Genomic DNA, 24,148 nt, shown 5'->3' with positions numbered 1-24,148 from the left:
GCAGTCCTGATGGGCGCTCCGGCGGCGGACTTGAGCCGCTCCGCCACCGGTCTCAGGCCGTGCGGCCGGTGGGCTTCACAGAGGACTTCACGGAGGGCTTGGCGGTGGGCGCGGGTTTCGTTGCGGCCGGTCCGCGGTCGTCCGGAATCATTGACCACATCGTGGCCATGCGTTCGGCGCCCTCGGGCACGTGGTCCGGGTCCTCGAGTTCGTAGTCCTTGAGCAGATCGAAGAGCCTCTCGTTCAGCTCACCGCGCTGGGCCGGGGTCAGGTACAGCAGGTTGCTGGCCAGCACCACCGAAGATGGTCCGTCCACAGCTTCGCCGCGCTGTCGCCGCTCGTCCCGGGCCCTCGCGTAGGCGTTGACGCGCCGGCGGTAGGCATCCAGCTCAAGGTCCAGCACGGCGAATTCCGGGCTCGCCACTCCCCCGCCCGAATTGATGGTGAAGTCCGTGCCGGCGGCCTTCCAGCGCCGCTCCCGGGCGTCACCGGCGGTGGCTGCCGGAACCACGATGCCCCACTTCTGCAGGGCTCGCAGGTGGTAGCTCATGGCACTGGGAGTCAGGCCGGTCTGCGCGGCGAGTTCCGTCGCCGTCCGGCTCACTTGGGTGGAATACAGCTCGGAAATGACCTCCAGCCGCGCGGCGTGGGCCAGGGCGCGGATCGCCTTCGGGTCGGTGATTTCCACTTGCTTCTCCGGACGATGCCGGCGCTTGGTGGCCGGCGGGGCCGTGGTCTCCGCCGTCGGGGTTTCTGCATTCACTCCTCCAGTGTATCCAGCCGTGCCAAACTATGAAAGAAATGCTTGACATTAATTCCGGGACAGGACTAGCTTGCTATTTATGAAACAGACACTTCATAAATCAGTAGCCCCCGCGGCAGCGGCTCAGCCGCTCTGGCGCAACCGAGACTTCCTGATCGCCGGCACGGCACGGTTCGTTGCGACGGCGGGCCTGGGCGCCGTCGTCGTCAGCGTCATGCTGCACCTGCAGAACGCGGCCGCCGCCGGCGAAACGCCGGTCGCCGGGCCCTGGCTCGTGGCCGCGTACCTGCTGTGCTCGGCGCTGCCGCTGGTCCTGCTGGCTCCATGGGCCGGCCGGCTCGCCGACACCATGGACTCCCGGACCCTGGCGACGGCCAGCTCGGCGGTCAGCGCCGCCGCCGTCGCCGGCATGGGGCTGGGCATGCAGTACCTGGAGAATTATCTGCCCGTGCTGTTTGCGATGACTTTCCTGCTCGACGCGGCCCAGGCCGTGGCCGGCCCCACCTGGCAGGCCCTGCTGCCGCGGATCGTTGGCGAGGACCGCACCCCGCGGGCGATGGGGACCATGCAGGCAACGATCATGATTGCGGGCATGGCCGGTCCCGCCGCGGGCGGCCTGCTCAGCGGCTGGGGCGGGACCGGACTGGTGTTCGCCGTGGCCAGCGCCTGCTATGTGGCCATGGGGTTGGGCGCCCTGCTGATCCGGACCCGCCGCGGCACGGCAGCCGAACGGGCCGGCAAGGCGAAGCCCGCGCTGCTGGACGGACTGCGCGTGATCCGCCGGGACAGCCTGGTCTGGGCCCTGGTCCTGGGGGCGATGTTCTTCATCATCGTCGGCGAGGCCACCAATGTGCTGGAGGTTTTCCTGGCCCGCGAGGAACTTGGCGCCACCGAGACGCAGTACGGGCTCCTGTCCGCAGCGTTCGGCCTCGGCATGGCGGCAGGGGCGGCGATGGCCGGCAGGATCCGGACACCCCGGGTCCGGCTGCGCGTGCTGCTGGCCTCCATGACCGGAGCCTCGGCGTTCCTGGTCCTCACGGGTCTGGTCCCCAACGTGGAACTGCTCTTTGTGGCCTACACGGCGACGGGCGCGGCCTGCGGCGTCCTGAACGCCTGCTTCGGCGCGATCGCGATCCTGCGGATTCCGGAAAGCGGCCGCGGCCAGGCGATGGCGATCGTTGGCGGGATGACGCGCGCCGTCTCCATTGGCGCGCTGGCGCTGGGCGGGCTCCTGGGTGCCCTTGTGCCGGTACGCGCCAGCTTCGTGCTCACCGGGGCCGTCGGCGTCCTGGTAGCCCTCGCCCTCACCGCGTACGTCCTTCCGCGGTTCGGCCGGGAGGACGCCGGGGCGTCCGCCGCCGAGTCAGGCCGGCAGCAGGAAGCCGTCCCGGACCAGGTTCCCGACCTCCTCGAGGAGTCCGGCGCGGAACTCCGCGCTGTCGAACCCCTCGTATCCGCCCAGCAGCGCCTCGAGGGCGCCGATGATCTGCCCGACGGAGAGGTCGCCGTCGCACGCTGAGACCAGGCCAGCCAGCTCGGTACTGAGCAGGTTGGTCCGGCGCAGCCCGGCGCCCTGCCGCAGCAGGATGACGCCGGGGTGTTCCGCACCGGGGCGCTGGTGCCGCTCTTCGGTGACGTCCTCCGCGACGAGCAGGTGGGCGGCGTCGAGATCGTGGGCGGCCAGCCAGTCGGCACGCTCGACGGCGGCGCCCAGGTGCGGGCCCACGGGCTGTTCGATCGGGTACGTGATCTCCTCGAAGCGGGAAATCACCTTCCCGGCGCCGTCGGCGGGCCGCCGCAGCCAGATCATGCCGAAGCCGATGCCCGCCACATTGCGGGCGGCGAAGTCATCGAGGTAGGCCGCGTACGAGTCCTGGTAGAGCCGGCGGTCACGGTTTTCCGAGGCGTCCTGCAGCCAGGTCTCGGCATACTGCTCGGGGCCCACCTGCTCGCGCTGGATGAACCAGGCGTCGGCGTCGGGGCTGGCCCAGGTTTGCGGCCGTTCGGCCCAGCCGGAGCCCTCCGTGATCTCCCAGTTGCCCAACAGCTGGGCCGTTCCGCCCGGGGCAAGGACGGAGGGCAGCGCGCGGACCAGCGAGGACACAATCTCGTCCCCCGGCAGGCCGCCGTCGCGGTACGTGAACTGGTCCCTGGCGGACTCGCCGAGGCTGCGGGGCGTGATGACGAACGGCGGGTTAGACACCACCAGCTCGAACTCCTCGCCCGCTACCGGTTCCAGCAGGGACCCGAGCCTGAGGCTGACGCGGGCATTCAGGTTCGCCGGGTCCAGGTGCAGCTCGGCGGCGTTGAGCAGGAGGTTGAATCGGGTGAATGCCAGTGCGCGTTCGGAAATGTCCGTGGCGGTCACGTGCTCCGCGTGGTGCAGCAGGTGGAAGGTCTGGATGCCGCAGCCCGTGCCAAGGTCAAGGGCCCTGGCAACATGGCGGCGGGCGGTGACCTGGACCAGGGTGGTGGAGGCCTGCCCGATCCCGAGGACGTGGTCGTGGCGAAGGACGCCTGCGCGCTGGTGGGCCGCGAGGTCGCTGGCCACCCAGAGGTCCGCCCCGCCCTCGCCGGCGCCGTCCTCGCCCAGGATTGGGTCCCAGCCGTAGGGCCTCAAGTCCACCTTCGCCTGGAACAGGTCCTGGTCGCCGCCTTGGTCCAGGCCCGCCGGTTCCACGTCCGCCGGTTCCACGAGCCCGAGTTCCAGCAACCCCTCCGTGCGGATGCCGGGGAGGGCGGCGTCGAGGGTCTGAGCGCGCTGCGGCTCTGCCAGGAGCCAGAGGCGCACGACGGCGGCGAGCGCCGCCGTCGTCGGCTCCCCGGAGGCGCGCCCGGTGACGATCAGCGCAGGGATGAGCTGGTCCCGGCTAAGCGCCGAGTGCGCAGCCTCGCCGAGCAGTTCCGCAACCCCGTCCACCGAGTAGCCCACGGCACGCAGGTCCGTGGCCAGAGCCTCCAGGAGGCCCGGTAGGTCGCTCCGCGGAGCATCGGGGGTGCCTGCTGTGGGCATTGGGGGCGGGGTTGCGGGAGCCTGCGTTGAACGAGCCTGCGTTGAACGAAACACGGCGGGGCCTTGCGCTGAGGAAGTCACCGGACAAGTTTAGTCCCGGGTTCAGGCCGGAACTTGGTCCGGGGTTCAGGCCGGAACTTGGTCTGGGGTTCAGCCCCGGGCCGTACTGGTCCGGGCTGGACCGGACCGTGTGCGGGTCCGGCTAGAGTTCGGTTTCCGCGTAGATCCTCAGGGCGTCCCGGACGAAGGCCGCGCCGTCGGCACCGCCGTAGTTCGCGGCGAACCGGGGATCAGCCACGTACATCTCACCGAGCCCTGTCACGTACGCCTTGATGTCCGCAAGGGCGGCGTTCCCGCCTGCGGCGGGGGACGCCGGGGTGCCGGGGATGCCCTTGAGCCATTGGACGTGGCGCCGGGCCAGGTCTTGTGCCTGCGCGCTGTCGGCAGGAACGCCCGACGCTGCCGCGGCCGTCCAGTCCGCGCCGAGCTCCCGCGACCGCTCGGTCCAGGCGGCCTTCTGCCCGGCGTCCATGCCGCGCCACCAGGCGTCTGACGTGGCGTAGGCGTCCTTGCCCCACCGCTGCTCGACTTCTTCCCGGTACTGGGTGTGGTCGAAACCGTCGAACATTTCCTCTGCCATGATCTTTCCTCCTGTTTGCAATGCCTCAATGGTGTTCCGGACCGACGCAACCTGCCGCCCCAGCCTGTCCTGCTCCTGCAGCAGCCATGCCAGATGCCGGTCCAGTGCCCGTTCCGCGTCCGCCTCGTTGGCGAGCACGTCCGCGATCGCCGGCAGCCCAAGCCCCATCTCGCGCAGGAGCAGGATGCGCTGCAGGCGGACCAGCGACTCCTGGCCGTAATACCGGTAGCCGTTGTTCCCGGTGCGGCTCGGCCTGAGCAGGCCAATGTCGTCGTAGTGACGCAAAGTCCGGCCGGTGGTCCCGGCTAATTTCGCGATCTGCTGAACGGACCAGTCCATGCCTCCACCTTTCTTATGCCTCGGGCCGTGTCTTCTGCCTCGGGCCGCGTGTTCCTGTTGTTCTGCTGTCCTGCTGTCCTGCTGTTCAGCTGTTCAGCTGTCCTGCTGTCCTGCTGTTCAGCTATGGTTTCTGCTGCGCCTGTTCTCCCGGTGCTGACCGGCCGCTGCCGGCCCGTCCCTTCGACTCTAAACTTTGACGCTGCGTCAAAGTCAAGGGTCCGCGGGAGATGGCGCAAGGGAAGGCCGCGCGGCCGGACGGGGGCGTGCAAGACGGTAAGTTGGAGGCATGATTTTCCCTTCTTTCCGCGCCCCGGCCACCCTCCTGGTCCGGCGGACGCTCACGGCTGCGACCGCCGTCGGCGTCGTGCTTGCCGCAGCGGCCTGCGCCCCAGCCGGTTCTGTTGAGAACGCCGATATCCCCGCGTGGAAGGCCACTGCGCTGCCCTCGGCCCCCGGGACGGTGCTGGAGGATGCCGGCAAGATCCTGAACCGGGACCCGATCGTCCGGTCCGCCGCCGTGCCCGCCGGCACGTACACGCTGACCATGACGTGCGAGGGCGGCGGAAAAGCCTTTTTCGCCGTCAGTCTGGACGGCAGCCAGTTGGCCGAGGCAGGTGCCGCCTGCAACGGCAGCCGTGAAACTGCCCGCATCAAAGTACCGGCCGCGGGCGCGGTACGGCTCAGCACATCCAGTGTGGATGCCCCTCTGATTTACGCCTACCACCTGGTGCCGTCGGAGTAAGACCCGCCCGCAGCGCCTGCTTCACCGGCGTCCGGACCGGCGCCCTCCGACTGGCCCGTCAGACCCGGACCTTTGGCTCTAGCGTTTGATCCCGGGCAACCTTAATCTCAGAGTATGCCAACTGTGCCGGCCAGGAGGGTGCCGCGACGGCGCACCCCGGCTGCCGCCGTGGTGCTCTCAGTTGCGGTGTTTCTTGGGGCGGTCCTGTCCGGCTGCGAATATCAATACAGCGCCGACAACTGGGAAGAAACGACCGCTGTTGCCGCTCCGCCGACCACTGACGCCGCCCTGCCCCGGGACCCCCACCTCAACGAGCCCGTGTCCGGCAAGGAGCTGGACGACTGGGTTCACGACGCACTGCCCGACGCCGAGGGGCAGGTCTTCCATAGGGGTTTCGGGACACTGGAGGCTGACCAGGAGCGGACCGAGACCACAACGGTGCTGCCCACGGGTACTTACGCCCTGACGCTGGCGTGCCGCAGCGCCCTCCGGGTGTCCTTTTCCATCGAGAACGGTGACAGCGAACTCGTGGACCTGAGTCTCCGGTGCGGGACGTCCAGGGTCAACGTGGTTTATCTGCCCGCAGCTGCGGCGCTTTCAATCAAAGTGGACGCGAACGGACCGGCGAACTATGCCTACCGGGTGAACCGAATCTGAGGCTCACGGCCGGCCAAATCTCGAGACGGTGCTTCAGCGACGAGGTGCCGCAGCGAAACCTCGCCTCAGCGAACCGGTGCCTTAGACCGTGCAGCCGTCCGGGCAGCGCAGGGTCTCGGGGCTTGCCGCGCATTCGGCGCAATAGAGCGTCAAGGTCCGGCAGCTCGGATTGGAGCAGTTTTCGAACTTGCTCGTGGGTGCCGAGCAGCGCACGCACTCGCCGATCGTCTTGGCGTCCCCGCTGAATTCGAGGTGCATGCGTTTGTCGAACACGTACAGCGAGCCCTCCCACAGGCCCTTGTCCTTGAAGGTCTCGCCATAGCGGACAATTCCGCCGTCGAGCTGGTAGACCTCCTTGAAGCCGCGGTTCACCATCAGGCTGGACAGCACCTCGCAGCGGATGCCTCCGGTGCAGTAGGTGACGACCGGTTTGTCCTTGAGGGCGTCGTATTTGCCGGAGTCGAGTTCCTTGATGAAGTCGTGGGTGGTGGCGACGTCCGGGACCACCGCGTCCTTGAACTTACCGATCTGTGCCTCGAAGCCGTTGCGGCCGTCGAAGAACACGACCTCGTCCCCCTGCTGCTTCTTGGCTTCAACGAGTTCGTGGAGTTCCTCGGGTTTGAGGTGGGTCCCGCCGCCCACCACTCCGCCGGCGTCGACTTTGAGCTCGCCGGGGGCGCCGAAGGATACTATTTCGTCCCGCACCTTCACGCTGAGCCGCGGGAAGTCTGCCGCGCCGCCGTCGGACCACTTCACGTCGATGTCGTGGAATCCCTTGTACTCGCGGGTGGCCTTGACGTATTGCTTCACGGCGTTGATTTCGCCGCCAACGGTGGCGTTGATGCCGTCCTTGGAAAGGAGGATGCGGCCGGTTAGCCCGAGTTTTTCGCACAGGGCGCGCTGCCAAAGCCGGACGGCGTCCGGGTCAGCGAGGGGGGTGAATCCGTAAAAGAGCACAATCCTGTTCAAAGCCACGTATTTAAGGGTACTGGCTGGGATGGACGGCCGGGCAACAGTCACAATTGGATATGCAAGAGGCCTTCCCCGATCCGGCCCCTGTTGCTTGTGGCACTGCTGGAATACGCTCATCACATGAGTCTTGACGCCATGGTTGAAGACACCACTCACCTGCTGGAAATCTGGGTTGCCGGATGGGCAGGTTGCCGCGGATATGAGACGCGCAGGGAGGGACGGTTTCCTGCGGCCTATCGCGCGGACACCACCCACGAATGGGAATACTTCGCCTTCGACCCGTCCGATTCAGAGTTCGCGGAGCTGGCGGCGAAGACGGCCGAAGCACCGGCACGGGTCCTCACGATCCTCACCAATGACGTGGCCAAGTACACGTTCCTGGCACCGCGGCACGGCCTCCATGTCACTTCGGCTTCGCAGACCATGATGATCGTGGACATGGAGACCCAGGATTCGGAGGACCCGTGGCTTTCGGACGACGACCTCAAACTGGAGACGTCCAGGACGGACGGCGTCCACCACGCCGTGGTCCGTGGAGGCGATGAGGTCGCCGCGAGCGGACGCGTATTTGTGGTCGGACACACCGCCATCTTCGACAACATCGTGACGTCGCCGATGTACCAGCGGCGGGGGCTGGGCAGCTTCATCATGAAGGCCCTGGCGGCCCAGGCCTTCGAACACGACGTCGACTCCGGGCTGCTGCTCGCCTCCCTGGACGGGCAGAAACTCTATTCGCACCTCGGCTGGCGCATGGTGTGCCACGTCCTGATGCTGTCGACGTCGGAGGAAGGCTCGGACCTGTCCGTCGGTTGACGCTTGGCGCCTCTGCCCGTCGATGGAGGCTCAGCACTTTGTCCGTCGGTTGAGGCGCAGCGAGCGCCCGCGGCGCCTCCAGGGCGCCGGCTGATGAAAGGCCGCAGCGCACGAGGGCCCAGGCTGGGGGAAATATGCAGTTCCGCGTGCGTTCCCCGATGGGCTTCGACCGCGCCCACGCCGCAGTGTCCGCTGTGCGGGCGATTTGAGGCCGGATGAAAGAATATGTGAGTGAACCCGCATGAGTCCTTGATTCCGTTGCTGGGCCGAGGCCCGGACCCGGAACAGCTGCGTCATGTGCGGACGATCCCGGCCCGCCAGGCCGTCAACGCGCCGTGGCCGGAGTGGACCCACCCGGATCTCGTGGCCGCCTACGGTTCCCTGGGCATCCACGAGCCTTACCTGCACCAGGTCCAGGCCGCCGAGCTGGCCCATGCCGGGGAGCACGTGGTGATTGCGACCGGCACGGCGTCCGGCAAGTCCCTGGCGTATCAGCTGCCTGCCCTGGACGCGATCCACCGCTCCGAGCTCAGGGTCCTGTCCGATCCCGGCAAGATCCACGACGACGGCGCAGTGACCCTCTATCTGTCCCCCACCAAGGCGCTGGCGGCCGACCAGCTGGCCGCGATCCGGGCCCTGAAGCTCCCCACCGTCCGGGCCGAAACCTACGACGGCGACACCGACCCCGCATCCCGGCGCTGGATCCGGGACCATGCGAACTTCATCCTGGCCAACCCCGACATGCTGCACTTCGGCATCCTCCCGAACCATGCCTGGTGGGCCAGGTTCTTCCGGCGCCTCCGCTATGTGATCGTCGATGAGGCCCACAGCTACCGCGGAGTCTTTGGCTCCCACGTGGCAAACCTCATGCGCCGGCTGCGTCGGATCTGCGCCTACTACAGTCCCGGCGGCTCACACCCCGGCCCGGTGTTCATCGCGGCGTCGGCCACGGCGTCTGACCCCGAGCGGTCCTTCGGCAGGCTGATCGGCGCACCAGTCCGCGCCGTTTCCGACGACACTTCGCCCCACGGGTCCACCACCGTGGCGTTTTGGGAGCCGGCCCTGACAGATGTCCGGGGCGAAAACGGCGCCAAGGAGCGCCGGACCGCCGTCGCCGAAACCGCGGACCTGCTGGCCAACCTGGTGTCCTCCCGGACCCGGACCATTGCGTTCATCAAGTCCAGGCGCGGGGCGGAGACGATTTCCTCCATCGCCAAGCGCCTGCTCGACGAGGTGGACCCCAGCCTGCCGCAGCGCGTGGCCGCCTACCGCTCGGGCTACCTGCCGGAAGAGCGGCGGGCCCTGGAAAAGTCGCTCCGCTCGGGTGAACTCTTGGGCGTCTCCAGCACCTCCGCGCTGGAGCTGGGCATCGACATCTCCGGTCTCGACGCCGTGCTGGTCGCAGGCTGGCCGGGCACCCGCGCGTCGTTGTTCCAGCAGATCGGCCGGGCCGGCCGCGCCGGCCAGGACGCGATCGCGGCCTTCGTGGCCAGCGACGACCCGCTGGACACCTACCTGGTGAACCACCCCGAGGCGATTTTCGACGTCTCGGTGGAAGCCACGGTCTTCGATCCCTCCAATCCGTATGTCCTGGGCCCGCACCTGTGCGCCGCGGCCGCGGAACTTCCCCTGGGGTTCGCCGAACTGGAGCTCTTCGGGGCTACCTCGGAGAAGCTGCTGGATCGGCTGGTTGTGCAGGGCTACCTGCGCAAACGGCCGGCGGGGTGGTTTTGGACCCATCCGCAGAGTGCCGCCGCGATGGTGAACCTCCGGGCCGACGGCGGGGGCCCGGTGAGCATTGTGGATGCCGATACCGGGTCCTTGCTCGGCACCATGGATTCGCCCCAAACCCACTACCAGGCCCACACCGGCGCCATCTATGTCCACCAAGGGGACAGCTACGTGGTGGAGGACCTGAACGAAGACGATCACTGTGTGATGGTGCGCCGGGCGAACCCCGACTACTACACCACCGCCCGGGACGTGACCCAGATCGAGGTGCTGGAAACGGAACGCACCACCCAGTGGGGCGACGTGGCCGTACATTTCGGCGATGTGAAAGTGACAACCCAGGTGGTCTCCTTCCAGCGCAAGGCGTTGATTTCCAACGAGATCCTCGGTGAAGAACCCCTGGAACTGGGCGCCAGGGACCTGTTTACCAAGGCCGTCTGGTTTGTAGTGGACAACCGCTCACTGACCGGTGCGGGCCTGATCGAGGCGCAGTTCCCCGGAGCCCTCCATGCCGCCGAACACGCGGCCATCGGGCTCCTGCCGCTCGTGGCATCCAGCGACCGTTGGGACATCGGCGGAGTGTCCACGGCCATTCACGCCGACACCGGCGTGCCTACGATCTTTGTCTACGACGGCCATCCCGGCGGGGCCGGATTTGCCGAACGCGGCTACGACAAGGCCAGGGTGTGGCTGACCGCCACGCGCGATGCCATCAAGGCCTGCGAATGCGAGTCCGGCTGCCCTTCCTGCGTCCAGTCACCCAAGTGCGGCAACAAGAACAACCCGCTCGACAAGGGCGCTGCCGTCACGCTGCTCGACGTGCTGCTCAACGACGCCACCGACCTGATGTCCACCGGCAGCGCCGTCCCAGCCGCGGCCGGGAGAACGGGCGAAAACCCCGCCCAACCGCTCCGCGCCTGACCCCGCCGCCGCGCCGATCCCGCATCTCAGCGAGGGAGCGGTCCCTCGTCTCAGCGAGGGGGTGGTCCCGCTCTGGCCAGCCCAGTAGCCCACCCCAGGAACGGTCCCGCACTGAACTCGGTGCGGACCTGGACTGTGGCGTCTGGGCCTTCAGCGCAGGCAAGCATCGAGGCTTTGTTCTTCAGCGCGACTTCCCGGGCCACGGCGCACGGTTCGCCGGACGTGATTCCCCGCGCGGCATCCGCGGCAGCCAGTGCCGCGAGGTCGGCCGCCGCCGCAGCCCTCGACGCTGCGACGGCCGACTGGGCCAGAAGCAGCAGAAAGGCCATGGCCATGATGACCACCAGTCCGAGTCCCAAGGCCAGGACGGTCCCGGACCCCCGCTCTGAAGGCGGGAAGCGGCGCGGGTCCCGGGCCGGAGACGGATTTCGGGTCCAAGGCCTGCTGGCCAGGGAACGTGCGGGCGGCATCAGGCCCCCAGCCGCGCGTCGCGGGAGGCGCCATACACCGAGGGTTGAATTGCCGCGCCAGGGGCCTCGGGACGCGCCCAGGCAGTGGCGCTGAGGACCCACGGAACAAGGGCCCCGACAGCGCCGGGAACCCGGCCAGTGACGGTGACCCTGCCCCACTCGCCGTCGAGCGCCACCTCGGACCCTGCCGTTTCGCCGGCAAGCCGGCGGACGATGTCTCCGACCTCGCCGGCCGCGGCTCCCCTCGCCAGTGCACGGGCACCGCCGCGGGCCGCTTCTTCGACGCGGAGCTGGGTCACGCCGGCCGCCGACCCCGCGAGCAGCAGGGCAAGCAGGAGGACGACGGAGGGCAACGCCACGGCGAACTCGGCAGTCACAGCCCCGCGGCTCTCGGCCGATAGGGGCCACCTCCTCTGGCCGCCGCTCGCCTCACCGCGCCGGACGGCCGTCATGGCAACGCGAGCGCCGTCCGGATGAGGTTCAGGAGGAATCCCCGGACCTCATCGCTGCGCATGATGAACACCAGGACCCCGGCGAACCCCACGGCCGCCAGGGTTGCAATGGCATATTCAGCGGTGGCCATTCCCGATTGCGCTGAAGGCGGTCCTGTCCGTCGGTGCTGTTGCACGGGGACCACCGAGCTAGCGCCGGGATAGATCTCGTACACCTCGGCATCACCGTCCTCCCCTGTATCGACGCGGTGTGCGGCGGGCGTGTCCTGATCGATTGACATCTGTTTTCCTTCCATTGTTTTCCTTCCCCGGGACACCGGCATGACCGCCGGTTGATTCGACTCTCCCGGCTGGGACCTTGCGTGGTAACCCGTGAGGTTCGCCAAGTGGAAAAACATGCCCGCAAATGGCACCGCGGCGGGCTGTGGAGGAGAACTGACCGGGAACTGGCCGTTCGGCCGGACCGCCCACGGAAGTGCAGCGCCGTGCCTGGGCCGGCCCGGCGCTGCCCGCGGCCCGCGCACAGAACTGAGCCCGAGGGGCGGCGGTCCGTACTGCGACCCCAGGCCCTCGGGCTCAGTTAGTTAGACAGAACCTCATACAGGCGTCTCTAGGGCAGGAAATACCCCGCAAGGTCGGCGATGAGCTGGGCTGACCCCTTGGACTGGTTGGCCAACGTTACCTTTCCGTCAGGGCCGATCGGGACCGAGACCAGGTTCGGCACTGTCTGTCCGATGGCGAAGTTCAAGTTGGACGCGTTGGGCAAGCCGGAGCCGGACGGGTAGGCGGTTACGAACCCGAAGGACTTGGGCGAGGTGACCGTCAGGTTGAAGACTGCTGCCAGTGCGCCGGTGGGGACGCCGTTGGCACCTGCAACCTGGAAGGACACCCCGCCGTTGGCTGCGACCGCGAAAGTACTCCGGGTGTCGAGGATACGGGTGGGGCCGACGGCCTTGAACGCACCGGTGGCCGTGGGAGTCCCTGGCAAGTAATAGCCTGCGACGTCGGCGATCAGATGGGCCGAGCCCGCGGACGCGTTGAACAATGCGACCTTTCCGTTAGCGCCCACAGGAACCGTGACCAAATTCGGCACCGTCTGCCCTTCGGAGAAATTCAGGTTGGACGCGTTGGGCCGGTTGGCGCCTGAAGCGTAAGCGGTCACGAAGCCTAGGCGCTGCGCCTGGGTCACAGTCAGGTTGAACACCACCGCGGCCACTGATGCGGGGATGCCGTTGACGCCAGCGACCTGGAAGGTCACAGGAGTATTTGGGCCCACCGCCGATGCGCTCCTAGTGTCCAGGAGCCGGGAGGGCGAGATGCTCTTGAAGGCTCCCGGCGTCGTGGCTGCGCCGGTCACGTAGTAGCCCGTGACGTCGGCGATCAGTTGTGACGTACCCGACGACCGGTTGAATAGGGTGACCTTTCCGTCAGCGCCTACAGGTACGGTGACCAAATTCGGCACTGTCTGGCCCTTGGCGAAATTCAGGTTGGAGGCATTGGGCCGCTGCGTGCCGGAGGCGTAGGCGGTGATGAATCCGAAGGACTTTGGTTGCGTCACCGTGAGGTTGAATACGACGGCGGATACCTTGGCAGGGATGCCGCCGGCCCCCGCGACTTGGAAGGACACAGCTGAATCCTTAGCGACGCCCACACGAGAGGTGTCCCTGGTATCCAGGAGCCGGGTCGGAGAGATGGGGCTAAAAGTTCCGGGAAGCTGACCTGCCGACTTTCCGGCCTTGATGACGACGTCGTCAATGTAGCTGTCGCCGGCCTGCCGCCGGTGCTCTGCGCCGAGTTGCATCTTGGTGACTGCGGTAAATCCCGTGGCGACCTGCTTGTTGGAGTACAGGAGTTTGCCGTCGAACCACACCTCAATCGTGGTGGCGGATCCGTTTGCCACGACGTGGGTGACGAGGTGGTGCCACGTGCCGAGCGGGACGTTGACTTTCATCGGCGTGTAGCCGAGGGTTCCGTCGGGCGCCGCGACGCGCAGCCACAGCGGCCCACCGCCGCCATTGGAGCGGTACACGTCCACGAAGCGGGTGTTCCCGTTGAAGAAGCGGAAGTATGGGACGTTGTTGCCTGCGACGCCCTCCTGGATGACGTTGAACCAGCCGTCGGCATAAACCTCATTGCTGCCGGCAGGAAGGGGGGCGGAAAAATTGGCCACCGAACCGGCCGCCGTGGTCACGTGCACGTGTGCCGAGCAGCGGCCCGAGTGTTGCTGGGCGGAGGAAACATCGGCCGTCCCGGTCCCGGCCGTGAAGGCGGCGCTGAACCCGGCGGTCGTGAGGGCTCCCGACTCGAAGTTGGTCGCAATCACCGTGGTGCCCGGGTACTGGTTCGTCGGTTGCGGCGCCCCCGGCTGACAGGTCGGCACGGCCGCGGACGCCGGACTGGAACCCACCGCCAAGCCGGCCAAAACGAATAGGTTGAGCGCTGCAAGGACGCCCACTTTATGCAGTCGAATCATAGATCTGCCCCCCTGGCATGGCCCCCACTCGGTACGAGACCCCAGAAATATCCGAGGTTCGAGGCGCCACAGAAGCGCTGTGAGAAGCCGATGCACGAGACCGCTCATACTCCGACGGTGCCTGTCCCAACGGTATCCCCCAACAACTTGAATAAACCTTGGCCCGCGAGTCGCCGCAGGCCCCCTTTTCAGGACGGGAGCAGCCCCAGCAGCACGGGCACGACGCCGAGGCACACAAACGCCGGCAGGGAGCACAAGCCCAGCGGCACAACGAGCTTCACGCCGAGGGCCGCCGCGCGCTGCTCCGCGGCCCGGTTTCGTTCGCGGCGCAGCCGGGCCGCCTGGGCGTAGAGGAGCGCCGAGGACGGCGCGCCAGTGAGCGCGGCGAAGAAGAGTGCGTCCCGGAGGGCAAGGAGCTGGGGCGCCTGGGTGCCGGAACTCCGCCACGCCGCGTTCCAGTCCGCTCCGATGGCCAGAGCTGACACCACCGGCCGGAGCTGCCGCCCGAGTTCCGGTGGCGCTAGGGCGGCGACGAGTTCGAGGGACCGGCCAAGGCCGGCTCCCGCATCCAGCATCGCGCCAATCAGTTCCAGCATCATGGCGGTGTCGCGCAGGCCGGCGAAGCCGGGACGTCCGCGCCGGCCGGCGTCGCGGCCCGCCGGATCGCCAACTGATCCGTTGGCCGGGCCCAGAAACTGGCGCCGGAGCCTCCGGCTGACAGGGCCCGGGCCGGCGAGGAGCATGGCTGCTGCACCGGCAAGGCCCGTTGCCACCACGAAGCCGCCCAGTTCGGGGCTCACAGCGGCCGCGGAGTCACGGTTGGGCTTCCGCCGCGGCCCGGACCAGCCAGGAGGACCACAACCGGCCGACGGCGGTCAGGACCACACCTGCGGCCAACGCTGCGAGCCCCCACGGATTGCCCAGGAGGGTCGCCACGGGGTCCACGCCGAGCAGCAGGCCGAGGCCCAGGCCCGAGAGCGGCAGCCAGGTCAGGAGACGGACGGTTGCCCGCGGCCCCGCCAAGGCCGTCTGCCGGGCGGACTCGGCGTCGTCCTCCGTCTCAAGGTGAGCGGCAAAGCGCGCCAGCACCTCGGCAAGCGGGCACCCGGTGGCCTCCGCGGTGTCAAAGCAAGCGGCGAGCTCGCCCCACACACGCACGTCGCGGGGAGCCGGGGCGCTCACCGCCCCAATGGCGACGACGACGGTGGTGCGCCCGCCGAAGGACCCCGTTGCGACCTCGCGCCGGATGGCAGCGGCCACGGAGGCCCCGCGCAGGGCGGCCGCTCGTGCGGCCGCCACAACCCTGAGGGACTCCGGGCCGAGCGCCGGCCCAGAGCCTTCCCGGCCCCGGTCCTGGCCCCAGCCATGGCCAGCCCCAACCGGGATGTGGCCCGCGGTCCCGTCCCGCGCAGCGTCCCCGCCGTACAGGACCCATAGTTCATCCCACAGCCGGGCCGGAATGCGCCCTCCCCTCAGCAGCGCGGCCAGTTGTTGGACCACCACGGTCAAGGGGACTGATTCCGTCCCCGCGGATCCTCCGGCGCGCAAACGGCCGACGGCCCCGCGGGCTCTCCCGCCGGCTCCCCGCCCCAACATCGCCCGCCCAAACATCCCCTTCGCAAACATTCCTCGGCCGGGTATCCGCCGGCCGGGTCGCGGATGAACTCGGGCCCCGGAACTCCGCGGGCCTGTGCTTTGCAGTGACCGGCGGACCCGACCGCGGGCGGCGTGGGGCGAGGGCAAGGCCAGCCACATGGCGAGGACCAAGACAATGATCAGCAGGGCGGTCATCGCGGCGTCCGCGGCTGCGGGGGTTCATGTCCGGAACCCGGAATCAACGCGGCCGGCCACGCCGCCTCCAGCCCGGACGGATCCGCACCGGACACGCCGGGATCCAGGCCGAGCCGGCGCGCCAGCTGCGGCCAGGCCCGGCCGGAGCGGACCTGGCCCCCGTGGAGTTCCAGGGCGGCGGTGACGGCTAGGCCCGAGTCCTGGGCCTGCATGATTCCAATGCTCGCGACCTGGCGCCCGGCCTCTGTCCGCTCGACATGCACGACGGCGTCGATCGCGCTCGCCACCTGCAGCCGCACCGCGTCCTGGCCCATGCCGGCGAGCGCGCCCAGGGCCGCCAGCCGTGCCGGGACGGCCGCCGCCTCATTCGCGTGAAGGGTCCCCCCGCCTCCCGTGTGGCCGGTGTTCATGGCCGAGAGCAGCTCACGGACCTCCGCGCCGCGGCATTCGCCTACCACCAGCCGGTCCGGCCGCATCCTCAGGGCCTGGCGGACCAGTTCGCCCAAGTCCACGGCGCCGCCGCCCTCGAGGTTTCCGTGCCGGGACTCCAGCGAGACGACATGCGGGTGGACCGGGTTCAGCTCGGCGGCGTCCTCAATCAGGACAAGCCTCTCCCCCGGGTGGCACAGTCCCAGCAGCGTCGCCAGCAACGTGGTTTTCCCCGAGCCGGTGGCGCCGCTGATGAGGAAGCTCTGCCGGGATGCCACCATGCGTTCGAGCACGGTCTGGACCAGATCCGCGGACGTCCCGGTCCCGAACATGCCGTCCCGCCGCAGTTCGGGCATGGAGAACACGGTAGCGCGGCGGATCCGCACGCTCAGGAGGGTTCCGGCCGTCGAAATGGGCGGCAGTACCGCGTGCACCCGGTAGCCGCCGTCGAGCCGGACGTCGACGCAGGGCGAACCGTCATCCAGCCGCCGGCCGCCGGCCGCCACGAGCCTCGCGGCAAGGGCCCGGATCTGCGGCTCCCCGGAAAAGGCGACCGGAGCCTTTTCCAGACCCCTGCCGCGGTCCAGCCAGACTGAGTCCGGCCCATTGACAAAGATGTCCGTCACGGCGGGATCCCGGGTGAGCGGTTGCAGCGGGCCCAGGCCGTTCAGTTCCGCACTGATGCTCTCCACCGCAGCCAGCGCGCCGGCCGTGCCCAGCAGCCGCCCACTGGCCTGAACCGCAGCCGCGACCCGCGACGGGGTTACGGGCGAGGCATCGGCCATGACGGACTCACGCACCGATTCCAGCAGTCTCTGGTCGAGAAATCCCTGCGAGCGGCGGCGGCCCGAGGCCCTCCTGGAGGGCCGGTCCGGATCGGCGGGTTCCACCGCGGCATGGCCACTCATCTGGAATCTCCCCCGTTCAGGTCAAGAAGGCCAGCGGCGAAACGGCGGACGGCGCGCTGCCGGCCGGCTTCGAGCAGGCGGCCCACTTCGGTTGCCGCGGCCAACCCCTTGATATCCGGCATGATCCCGTCGAGGGCCAGGCCCACGGAGTCGGCGATCAGCGGCGCCTCCAGGGCTGCGCCCGGACCGGCCCGGACCACGAGCGCGGTTTCCACCGCGGGAAGCTCCCGCAGCAGCCAGGCCGTGGCGACGGCGGCCCGGATCCGCGCGGGCGCAACCACGAGGATCCGGTCACATTCCCTTGCGAAGGACCGCAATGCCTCCCGGTCCCGGCCGATATCCAGCACCACCAGCTCGCAGCCGCGCCGGGCGGCGTCGAGAACCGCGGTGACGGCGGTGGCGTCCACAACTGCCGCACGGTCCCGGACGCCAGGCCACGACAGGAAGGAAAATCCGCCGGCGACCGGCAGCGCATCCTCCAGTTGGGCTGCGTCGATGCTGCCGCTCGCCCCGGCCAGATCCGGCCAGCGGAGCCCATGGGTGTCCTCGGCGGCCAACGCCAGCTCCAGGCCCCCGCCCCAGGGGTCGCCGTCAATCAGGAGCACCCGGGCACCGGCCCCGGCGGCGGCCTGCGCAATCCAGATGGCGGCCGTGGTGGCCCCTGCACCGCCGCAGCCACCGGTGAGCCCCAGGACGAATCCGCCGGCTTCCGGCGCGCGGGACCGGCTCAGGTATTCAGCCAGCCATGCGGCCGCGTCCGGCAGCACCGCGACGCGTCCGGCCCCGACGGCGGCGGCCAGGTGCCACAGCCCGTCACCGTCGCCGTTGAGGCCGACGAGCACCGCGGGCGCCCTCCACCGGGGCGGCAAGTCGCGGATGTCGTTGCCAACGAGCACGGTGGCCGCAGCATCCCAGAACGGTGCCGCATCGGCAACATTCTGCACCGTCCGCAGCTGGCCCCCGGCCGCGGCAACGATGCGTTCCACTTCGCTGCGCAGCACATCGACCCCGGTGACGAGCAGAATTTCCGCGGATTCCCCGGGGATCCAGGGCACCGGATTCTGCGGAGGCGGCGAGCCTGGCCCAGGTTGCTGGTGCCTGTTCATGCTGCCACTGTGCCCCGCCCGGAACCGCAGGGTAACCGCCGTCGTGGGCTATGTGGACAAGCCTCGCGGCTGTCCTGAACCCGCCGCCCCGGCACGCGCACGGACCATGCTTCGGAGCAGGGCAGAATTGACCCTATGTACCTGCTGCTCGCCGCCCATGCCGACGGCGCGGCGCTGCAGCAACTCACGGCAGATGGCAGCCCTGAACCGTCCAATCCGGAACCGCGCGTTGTCAGGCCCGAGGACCTGCCCGGAGTGGTTCGCGGGCTCGAGGAGCGGCACCCGCGCTGGATCTGGCACCGCACGCAGGACTGGTATCCCGCGCTGCTGCGCGCCGGGGTGGAACTCGAACGCTGCTACGACCTGACGTTGTGCGGTTCGATCCTGGCCCACTCGGAATTCACCGCCCACACCGGCTATGCGCAGGCCGCAGAGAAGCTGACGCAGGACGACGAGCTGCCTCTGCCGTCGCGGGGGCTGCAGCCCCCTCCCCCGCCGCCCGAACAGGGGGCCCTGTTCGATGCCCCGGCCCCCGGGCATCGCCCCGGCCAATCCCTTGAGGCCCTGCGCGCCGAGTACGCCGCGCAGCAGGAGGCGCTTCGCAACGCGGGGACAGCCTCCGGCTCGGCCGTTGTCACTGATGCCGGCCGCCGCCAGCGGCTACAGCTGCTGCTCGCGGCGGAATCCGCCGGGGCCATGATCGCGGCCGAAATGCAGCACACCGGGGTCCCGTGGCGCGAGGAACTGCACGAGCAGATTCTCGCGGATTATCTCGGACCCCGGCCGGCGCCGGGCCAGCGTCCGGCCAAACTCGAAGCGCTCACCGCCGAACTCCGGCGGCTGCTGCAGTCACCGGCGCTGAACCCGGACTCCCCGCAGGATCTCATGCGCGCCCTGCACCGCAACGGCATCGAAGTGAAGACCACCCGCCAATGGGAGCTCAAGGAATCCAGCCACCCGGCGATCGAGCCACTGCTGGCCTACAAAAAACTGGCTCGCCTGCATGCGGCCAACGGCTGGGCATGGCTGGACATGTGGGTGAAGGACGGCAGGTTCCAGCCCGAATACGTGGTGGGCGGCGTGGTGTCCGGACGGTGGGCGTCCCGGGGCGGCGGCGCACTGCAAATCCCGCGCCAGATCCGCGGCGCGGTCCACGCCGATCCCGGCTACAAATTGATTGTTGCCGACGCCTCGCAGCTGGAACCGAGGGTGCTCGTGGCCCTCGCGCAGGATGCCAAAATGGCCGAGGCCGCCCGGGACAAGGACCTCTATGCCGGCATTGCGGCGCAGGGCTTCGGCGGTGACCGGGCAAAAGCCAAGGTGGCCCTCCTCGGGGCCATTTACGGGGCGACCACGGGCGAGTCCGGGCGGCTGATGCCCCAATTGGCCCGCACCTACCCCCGTGCCGTCGGCTTCGTCGAGCAGGCCGCCCGCGACGGCGAGGCCGGCAGGACCGTCACTTCCCGTCTGGGCCGGAGCAGCCCGCCGCCGTCGGACCGCTGGCTGCAGAGCCAGCAGTCCACCACCGCGGAAGAGCAGCGCCGGGCTGACGCGATCGCCCGCTCACGCGGCCGCTTCACCCGCAACTTCGTGGTCCAGGGCTCGGCTGCTGACTGGGCGGCGTGCTGGCTCGCGGAACTGCGACGCCGGCTGCGCACCATGCGGGCCGAGGGCGCCGCCACCGGCGAACTGGTGTTCTTCCTGCACGACGAAGTGATGGTGCACTGCCCTGAAAGTGCCGTGGCGGATTGCATGAAGGCGATCGAGGATTCCGCAAATGCCGCCAAGGAGCTGTTGTTCGGCCGCATTCCGGTGGAATTTCCGGTCAGCGTGGCCGTAGTCGACTCATACGACAACGCCAAATGAGTGGCAGAGGTCACCACCTGTAACGTACCGGTCGGTAGCGTTGTGTGGGCTCCGTCACCGGGCTACCCTCGAAAGGCCGGCAAATTTCCCGAAGAACTGCCGGCATTGCAAAGACGCAAGGAATTGGGGAGGCATTGGTTTGGCTGGCATTTTTGAGATCGCGCAGGCTGGCGACAAGGCTTATTTCTTCAGGCTGACGGCGGCAGACGGCACGGTAGTGGCCGTGTCCCCGCTCTTCAGCTCCATCAAGAGCGCTGCGGCGGGCATTAATGCCGTGCGCGAGAACGCCGCGACGGGCCTGATTGTGGATCGGTCCGGTATGCACAGGAAAGTAGCCACCAGCAGGTCGGCTGTCCGGGCTGTTGCTCCCCTGGCGGGCAGCGCGGTAGCTACGGGCTAGGGACCGGCACTACCGACCGGCTTTCGGATCGGACCGGCGGATCGGTGCCGGCGGAACGAGTTTCACACATCGATCCCGTAGAGCCGCGTGCGGTCCCAGGGAACGGCCCAGCCCAGCTGTTCAAAAAGCTGGTTCAGGATCATCCCGGTAAACCCCCACACCACCACGCCGTTGACAGTGAAGGCCGGGCTCTGGAACGACTGGCCGGCTCGGCTGACCGTTGCCAGCACCCGGTTGTCCGGGTCCAGCAGGTCCCTGACCGGGACACGGAACACCTGCGCGGATTCACCATAGTCCACCACCCGGACAGGCGACTGGGCGGCCCACCAGGCCAGGACCGGGGTGACCAGGAAATTGCCCCGGGGCAGCGCCAGTTCGGGCATCACTCCCAGGACGTCCACGCCCGCAGGGTTCAGGCCGGTCTCCTCTTCCGCCTCGCGCAGGGCGGCATTGACGGCGGACTCGCCTGGGTCGATGCCGCCGCCGGGGAAGGCCACTTGCCCGGGATGGTCCTCAAGGGTTTGCGCCCGCTGCAGCAGCAGGACGTCCAGATCGGCTGGAGCGAGCAATTTCTCGGACACCGCCGGGACATTATCGAGCGCGCCAAAAAGCATGAGCACGGCGGCCTTGCGGACCCGCTCGCCGGGTTCGACGACGAGTTCCCGCCAGCGCGGATCCGGTGCCGGAGCCGTGCCCGCCTTCACCGCCTCAACGAGTTCGACGAGGTCCTGGCGCGCGGTCACCGCTGCTTCCTCTGCGATTCCATCCGGATTTCCGCCGCGCGGTGCGTCTCGGCCTGCAGCCGGGCCAGCAGCTCCTCCTGCCCCGGGGCGAGTTCGTACTTCAGCAGTTTCTTCGCCTTCGCCGGGTCGGTTTCGCCCATCCCGTAGCTGGGACACCAGTTGGCCACCGCGCAGGCGCCGCACGCAGGCTTACGGGAGTGGCAGACCCTCCGGCCGTGAAAGACGACGCGGTGCGAGAGCATGGTCCAGTCCTTAGGCTCGAACAGCACGGCGACGTCGGACTCGATCCGGACCGGATCATCCGACTCCGTCCACCCAAGGCGCCGGGCCAGGCGGCCGAAGTGGGTGTCCACCGTGATGCCGGGAATGCCGAAAGCGTTGCCCAGCACGACGTTTGCCGTTTTCCGCCCGACGCCGGGCAGCGTCACCAAGTCCTCGAGCCGGCCCGGCACCTCGCCGTCGTACTCGTCCACTATCCGGTTGCACAGCGCCAGGACGTTTCTGGCCTTGGCGCGAAAGAATCCGGTCGGTTTAAGGATGGCCTCCAGCTCGGCCGGATCCGCCTCCGCCATCAGCCGCGCATCGGGATAGCGCGCGAACAGCAGGGGTGTGATCTGGTTGACCAGCACATCAGTGGTCTGCGCGGACAACACCGTGGCTATGACCAGCTCGAACGGGTTGCGGAAATCCAGCTCAGCGTGGGCGTAGGGGTACTGCTCGGCCAGCGCCCGGTTGATCCGGCGCGCCCGTCGCTTGAGCGCCAGGACAGTTTCCCCTGACGCCCTCGGGGCACCGGACGTGGCGCCCGATTCCGCGGTGCCGGATTCTGTGGTCACGGGATGCGGCTAACCGCGTTCGATGTTGCTGAGATCCCGCAGGACGCCGAGCCGCCCGTCGGTGTGCTGGACCAGGAATTCGCTGCCCCGGTCCTCTAGGGCAAGGACCCAGCCGCCGGGTTCAATGACGAACGCCGGAGCTCCGGTGCGCTCGTCGGTGGCGGTGCGGGGCTGCGCGACGGCGAACCAGAACGCCTCGTGCACGGGGTGGACGTGGTCCTCCTCATGCCGGCTGGCAGGATCGACGGTGGCGCCGATGGGCTCCTGCGGCCGGGCCTGTTCCTGCGGCCGGACTTGGGGGTTGACAGTGGTGGGGGCGCTGCCGCCCGAGGGTGCGCCCGACGTTGCCGGAACGCCGGCGGCCTGGGTCTGTTCCGCGGCCGGCGGGGTTTTCTGGGCGGCAGCCGCGGCGCCAGCTGCACCGGCGGCGGCAGCACCGGCAACGGCGGGTGCCGCGGACGCGGATGCCGGGATGCCGGCGGCCCGGGTCTTTTCGGCGGACGGGGTTGCCTCGGACTGGGTCTCTTCGGCGGGCGTCGCGGCCGCTGCCGGCCCAGTGGCCGACGTCGTCGGCGATGCCGATGACGCGGACGACACGGGGGTGGCCGCGCCGGCTGCCGGCACGACGCCGGAGATCTGGGTTTCCGGCGCGCTGGACGCGGCACTCGCCGCAGATGTTTGGGCTGACGGCACAGCCGGCGTAGTTGCGGCCGACGCTGCGCCGCCGCCGAACGGGCGCTTTGCCCAGCCCGCCGCGGCTGCGGCTGCCCCGGCAGCCTTCGACTCGCCTGTTCCCGCCGAGGCCTTGGCCGTTTTGGGCACCTTCGGCGGCTTGGGCGCACGGGGCTTTCGCACCGGGACAGCCGCTTCACGCGCCGCCACGTGGGCCGGCGCTTCCTCACGGTCCAGGAAGTCCCCGGCGAAGAACGGGATCCAACGGGCCAGGACGGTGGCCGCAAAAAGCCCCACGGCACCGAGGAGGGCTATCAGCATGCTCGGCAGGAACGCCCCGGCAGCCGCGAGGAAGAAGAAGGCCAGCGTGAAGGACGCCACCACCGAAGCGAACTGGTCGATCGACAGGGACCCGATCCGGATTTTCGTCGTCGGGCTCAGCCGGCGGGCCACGAACAAAGCGGTGACAATCAGCGGCAGCACAATGCCCAGGCCCAGGAAGAACAGGCTTCCGAGGTTCCACAGGTTGTAGGCGAAAGCGAACATCGGAATCAGCGAGGCGACGAAGAGCAGCAGCGTCGAGCCGAAGACGGTGAGGTCACGGATGGTGAAGGCACCAAGGACTGCTTCGTTCCTCTTCGCGGACTTTTTGTCCACCGTGAAGCGCGGCGTATCCCCGAACCCGGCGGGCCCCGGCTGCGCCGTTCCGCCCTGGCCCTGGGCGGGCGCCCGGAGCTGTCCGTTGTCTTGCTCGTTCATTCCGTATCTCCTTAGCATGGCGGCGCTCTGGACAGCGCCGTCTAACGGCAGGCAAGGACAGTACCGCCAGCGGGTACTGTCGCCTCCATCGGATGTCACAACTTCATCTCAGCCTAGCCAAGTGGGTGGCCGATCACTAGCTGACAAGCCGAGGGCGGACACAGCAGAATTCTCCCGTTTTCCGAATCCCGGACGCTGCATGCCGAAGCACCGCCCAGCGCCGCCAACAAGCCACCCGGCGCTTAACAAACACCGCTCACGGCACCCTTTGTGACTGGGCGCACGTTTGGTCGGACCCACGTATTAGTGTCTATTCCAGACAGCTCCTGCGGCACTGCCGACGTCTGCCACTGCCCGACGCCGCGCATGCGGCCCGGTGCGGAGGCGACGCGAACGGCCGCTCAGACCGGATCGATGAATGATGAGGTTCACCATGTCCCAGCAGACACACGGCTCCATGGCCACGCCGGCTCCCAACGGCGATGCGTTTGAGAATCTGTCGAAGGAGGACCGGCGGTTCGCGCCTTCGGCGGAGTTCGCGGCGAATGCGGTGGTGACCGCGGGTGAGTATGCCGAGGCCGACGCGGACCGGCCCGCGTTCTGGGCGAGGCAGGCCCGGGAACTGCTGGACTGGTCCCGGGACTTTGACCAG

The 24,148-nt window shown here is 68.7% G+C and carries 21 protein-coding genes and 2 pseudogenes; 8 read left to right on the top strand and 15 right to left on the bottom strand.

Going from position 1 to position 24,148, the window contains the following annotated elements; all coding sequences use genetic code 11:
* Positions 1-52: 52 nt before the first annotated feature.
* Entirely contained in the window at positions 53-763 is a 711-nt protein-coding gene (locus AC1DDO_RS20330) for an ArsR/SmtB family transcription factor (RefSeq protein WP_476972621.1), read from the bottom strand.
* Between the two features lie 79 nt (positions 764-842).
* Here AC1DDO_RS20330 and AC1DDO_RS20325 point away from each other — a divergent pair.
* Positions 843-2,105: pseudogene (locus AC1DDO_RS20325) on the top strand (MFS transporter); the annotation flags it as partial.
* Between the two features lie 21 nt (positions 2,106-2,126).
* Here the strand turns inward: AC1DDO_RS20325 and AC1DDO_RS20320 are convergent.
* Together AC1DDO_RS20320 and AC1DDO_RS20315 are read right to left on the bottom strand one after the other, a co-directional pair.
* Positions 2,127-3,776: a DUF7059 domain-containing protein gene (locus tag AC1DDO_RS20320; protein WP_476972620.1), complete on the bottom strand. Its 1,650-nt coding sequence runs from the start codon at positions 3,774-3,776 to the stop codon at positions 2,127-2,129.
* A gap of 202 nt (positions 3,777-3,978) precedes the next feature.
* Complete coding sequence (locus AC1DDO_RS20315) at positions 3,979-4,755, bottom strand: MerR family transcriptional regulator (protein ID WP_476972619.1); 777 nt, start codon at positions 4,753-4,755, stop codon at positions 3,979-3,981.
* 286 nt (positions 4,756-5,041) lie between these two features.
* Here AC1DDO_RS20315 and AC1DDO_RS20310 point away from each other — a divergent pair, with 286 nt between their 5' ends.
* Positions 5,042-5,497 (top strand): hypothetical protein, encoded by a 456-nt coding sequence (locus AC1DDO_RS20310; RefSeq protein WP_476869831.1) that lies wholly within the window; start codon positions 5,042-5,044, stop codon positions 5,495-5,497.
* A gap of 114 nt (positions 5,498-5,611) precedes the next feature.
* Positions 5,612-6,154: a hypothetical protein gene (locus AC1DDO_RS20305; protein WP_441409672.1), complete on the top strand. Its 543-nt coding sequence runs from the start codon at positions 5,612-5,614 to the stop codon at positions 6,152-6,154.
* An 81-nt stretch (positions 6,155-6,235) separates the two neighbouring features.
* Here the strand turns inward: AC1DDO_RS20305 and trhO are convergent, their stop codons facing one another.
* Positions 6,236-7,129: an oxygen-dependent tRNA uridine(34) hydroxylase TrhO gene (gene trhO / locus AC1DDO_RS20300; protein WP_476972618.1), complete on the bottom strand. Its 894-nt coding sequence runs from the start codon at positions 7,127-7,129 to the stop codon at positions 6,236-6,238.
* 117 nt (positions 7,130-7,246) lie between these two features.
* Between trhO and AC1DDO_RS20295 the strand changes: the two genes are divergently transcribed.
* A complete protein-coding gene (locus AC1DDO_RS20295; RefSeq protein WP_441409670.1) occupies positions 7,247-7,939 on the top strand; it encodes a GNAT family N-acetyltransferase in 693 nt (230 codons plus the stop codon).
* 231 nt (positions 7,940-8,170) lie between these two features.
* A complete protein-coding gene (locus AC1DDO_RS20290; protein ID WP_476972617.1) occupies positions 8,171-10,591 on the top strand; it encodes a DEAD/DEAH box helicase in 2,421 nt (806 codons plus the stop codon).
* Between the two features lie 50 nt (positions 10,592-10,641).
* On the opposite strand, the gene AC1DDO_RS20285 is transcribed toward AC1DDO_RS20290, so the two are convergent.
* The 8 genes from AC1DDO_RS20285 to ssd form a co-directional block, all read right to left on the bottom strand.
* On the bottom strand, positions 10,642-10,950 hold the full coding sequence (locus AC1DDO_RS20285; protein ID WP_476972616.1) for an Rv3654c family TadE-like protein: 309 nt from the start codon (positions 10,948-10,950) through the stop codon (positions 10,642-10,644).
* Positions 10,951-11,060: 110 nt separating this feature from the next.
* Positions 11,061-11,438 (bottom strand): TadE family type IV pilus minor pilin, encoded by a 378-nt coding sequence (locus AC1DDO_RS20280; protein WP_476972615.1) that lies wholly within the window; start codon positions 11,436-11,438, stop codon positions 11,061-11,063.
* A 71-nt stretch (positions 11,439-11,509) separates the two neighbouring features.
* Positions 11,510-11,911, bottom strand: a complete 402-nt coding sequence (locus AC1DDO_RS20275) for a DUF4244 domain-containing protein (protein WP_476869689.1) — start codon at positions 11,909-11,911, stop codon at positions 11,510-11,512.
* 212 nt (positions 11,912-12,123) lie between these two features.
* The gene (locus tag AC1DDO_RS20270) at positions 12,124-13,836 is read right to left on the bottom strand and encodes a hypothetical protein (RefSeq protein WP_476972614.1); all 1,713 of its coding nucleotides are present in this window, start codon (positions 13,834-13,836) and stop codon (positions 12,124-12,126) included.
* A 338-nt stretch (positions 13,837-14,174) separates the two neighbouring features.
* Positions 14,175-14,786 carry a type II secretion system F family protein gene (locus AC1DDO_RS20265; protein WP_476972613.1) on the bottom strand — a complete coding sequence of 204 codons (612 nt, stop codon included), beginning with the start codon at positions 14,784-14,786 and terminating at the stop codon, positions 14,175-14,177.
* Positions 14,787-14,799: 13 nt separating this feature from the next.
* A complete protein-coding gene (locus AC1DDO_RS20260) occupies positions 14,800-15,582 on the bottom strand; it encodes a hypothetical protein (protein ID WP_476972612.1) in 783 nt (260 codons plus the stop codon).
* A gap of 191 nt (positions 15,583-15,773) precedes the next feature.
* Entirely contained in the window at positions 15,774-17,114 is a 1,341-nt protein-coding gene (locus AC1DDO_RS20255) for a TadA family conjugal transfer-associated ATPase (RefSeq protein WP_476972611.1), read from the bottom strand.
* Positions 17,111-18,220 (bottom strand): septum site-determining protein Ssd, encoded by a 1,110-nt coding sequence (gene ssd / locus AC1DDO_RS20250; protein ID WP_476972610.1) that lies wholly within the window; start codon positions 18,218-18,220, stop codon positions 17,111-17,113. Before ssd ends, AC1DDO_RS20255 begins: the two co-directional genes overlap by 4 nt.
* A 135-nt stretch (positions 18,221-18,355) precedes the next feature.
* On the opposite strand from ssd, the gene AC1DDO_RS20245 reads away from it, so the two are divergent.
* The gene (locus AC1DDO_RS20245) at positions 18,356-20,086 is read left to right on the top strand and encodes a bifunctional 3'-5' exonuclease/DNA polymerase (protein WP_476972609.1); all 1,731 of its coding nucleotides are present in this window, start codon (positions 18,356-18,358) and stop codon (positions 20,084-20,086) included.
* 139 nt (positions 20,087-20,225) lie between these two features.
* Positions 20,226-20,486 carry a YegP family protein gene (locus tag AC1DDO_RS20240; protein WP_476869683.1) on the top strand — a complete coding sequence of 87 codons (261 nt, stop codon included), beginning with the start codon at positions 20,226-20,228 and terminating at the stop codon, positions 20,484-20,486.
* Positions 20,487-20,548: 62 nt separating this feature from the next.
* Here the strand turns inward: AC1DDO_RS20240 and AC1DDO_RS20235 are convergent, their stop codons facing one another.
* From AC1DDO_RS20235 to AC1DDO_RS20225, 3 genes are all read right to left on the bottom strand, one after another.
* Positions 20,549-21,229: an NUDIX hydrolase gene (locus AC1DDO_RS20235; RefSeq protein ID WP_476972608.1), complete on the bottom strand. Its 681-nt coding sequence runs from the start codon at positions 21,227-21,229 to the stop codon at positions 20,549-20,551.
* Positions 21,226-21,993 (bottom strand): endonuclease III, encoded by a 768-nt coding sequence (nth, locus tag AC1DDO_RS20230; RefSeq protein ID WP_476972640.1) that lies wholly within the window; start codon positions 21,991-21,993, stop codon positions 21,226-21,228. Before nth ends, AC1DDO_RS20235 begins: the two co-directional genes overlap by 4 nt.
* 81 nt (positions 21,994-22,074) lie before the next feature.
* Positions 22,075-23,496 carry a hypothetical protein gene (locus tag AC1DDO_RS20225; RefSeq protein WP_476972607.1) on the bottom strand — a complete coding sequence of 474 codons (1,422 nt, stop codon included), beginning with the start codon at positions 23,494-23,496 and terminating at the stop codon, positions 22,075-22,077.
* A gap of 433 nt (positions 23,497-23,929) precedes the next feature.
* Here AC1DDO_RS20225 and AC1DDO_RS20220 point away from each other — a divergent pair.
* Positions 23,930-24,148: pseudogene (locus AC1DDO_RS20220) on the top strand (acetyl-coenzyme A synthetase); the annotation flags it as partial.

The organism is Arthrobacter sp. 10N43, from assembly GCF_056394525.1.
This window is presented reverse-complemented; position numbering and strand designations above follow the sequence as displayed.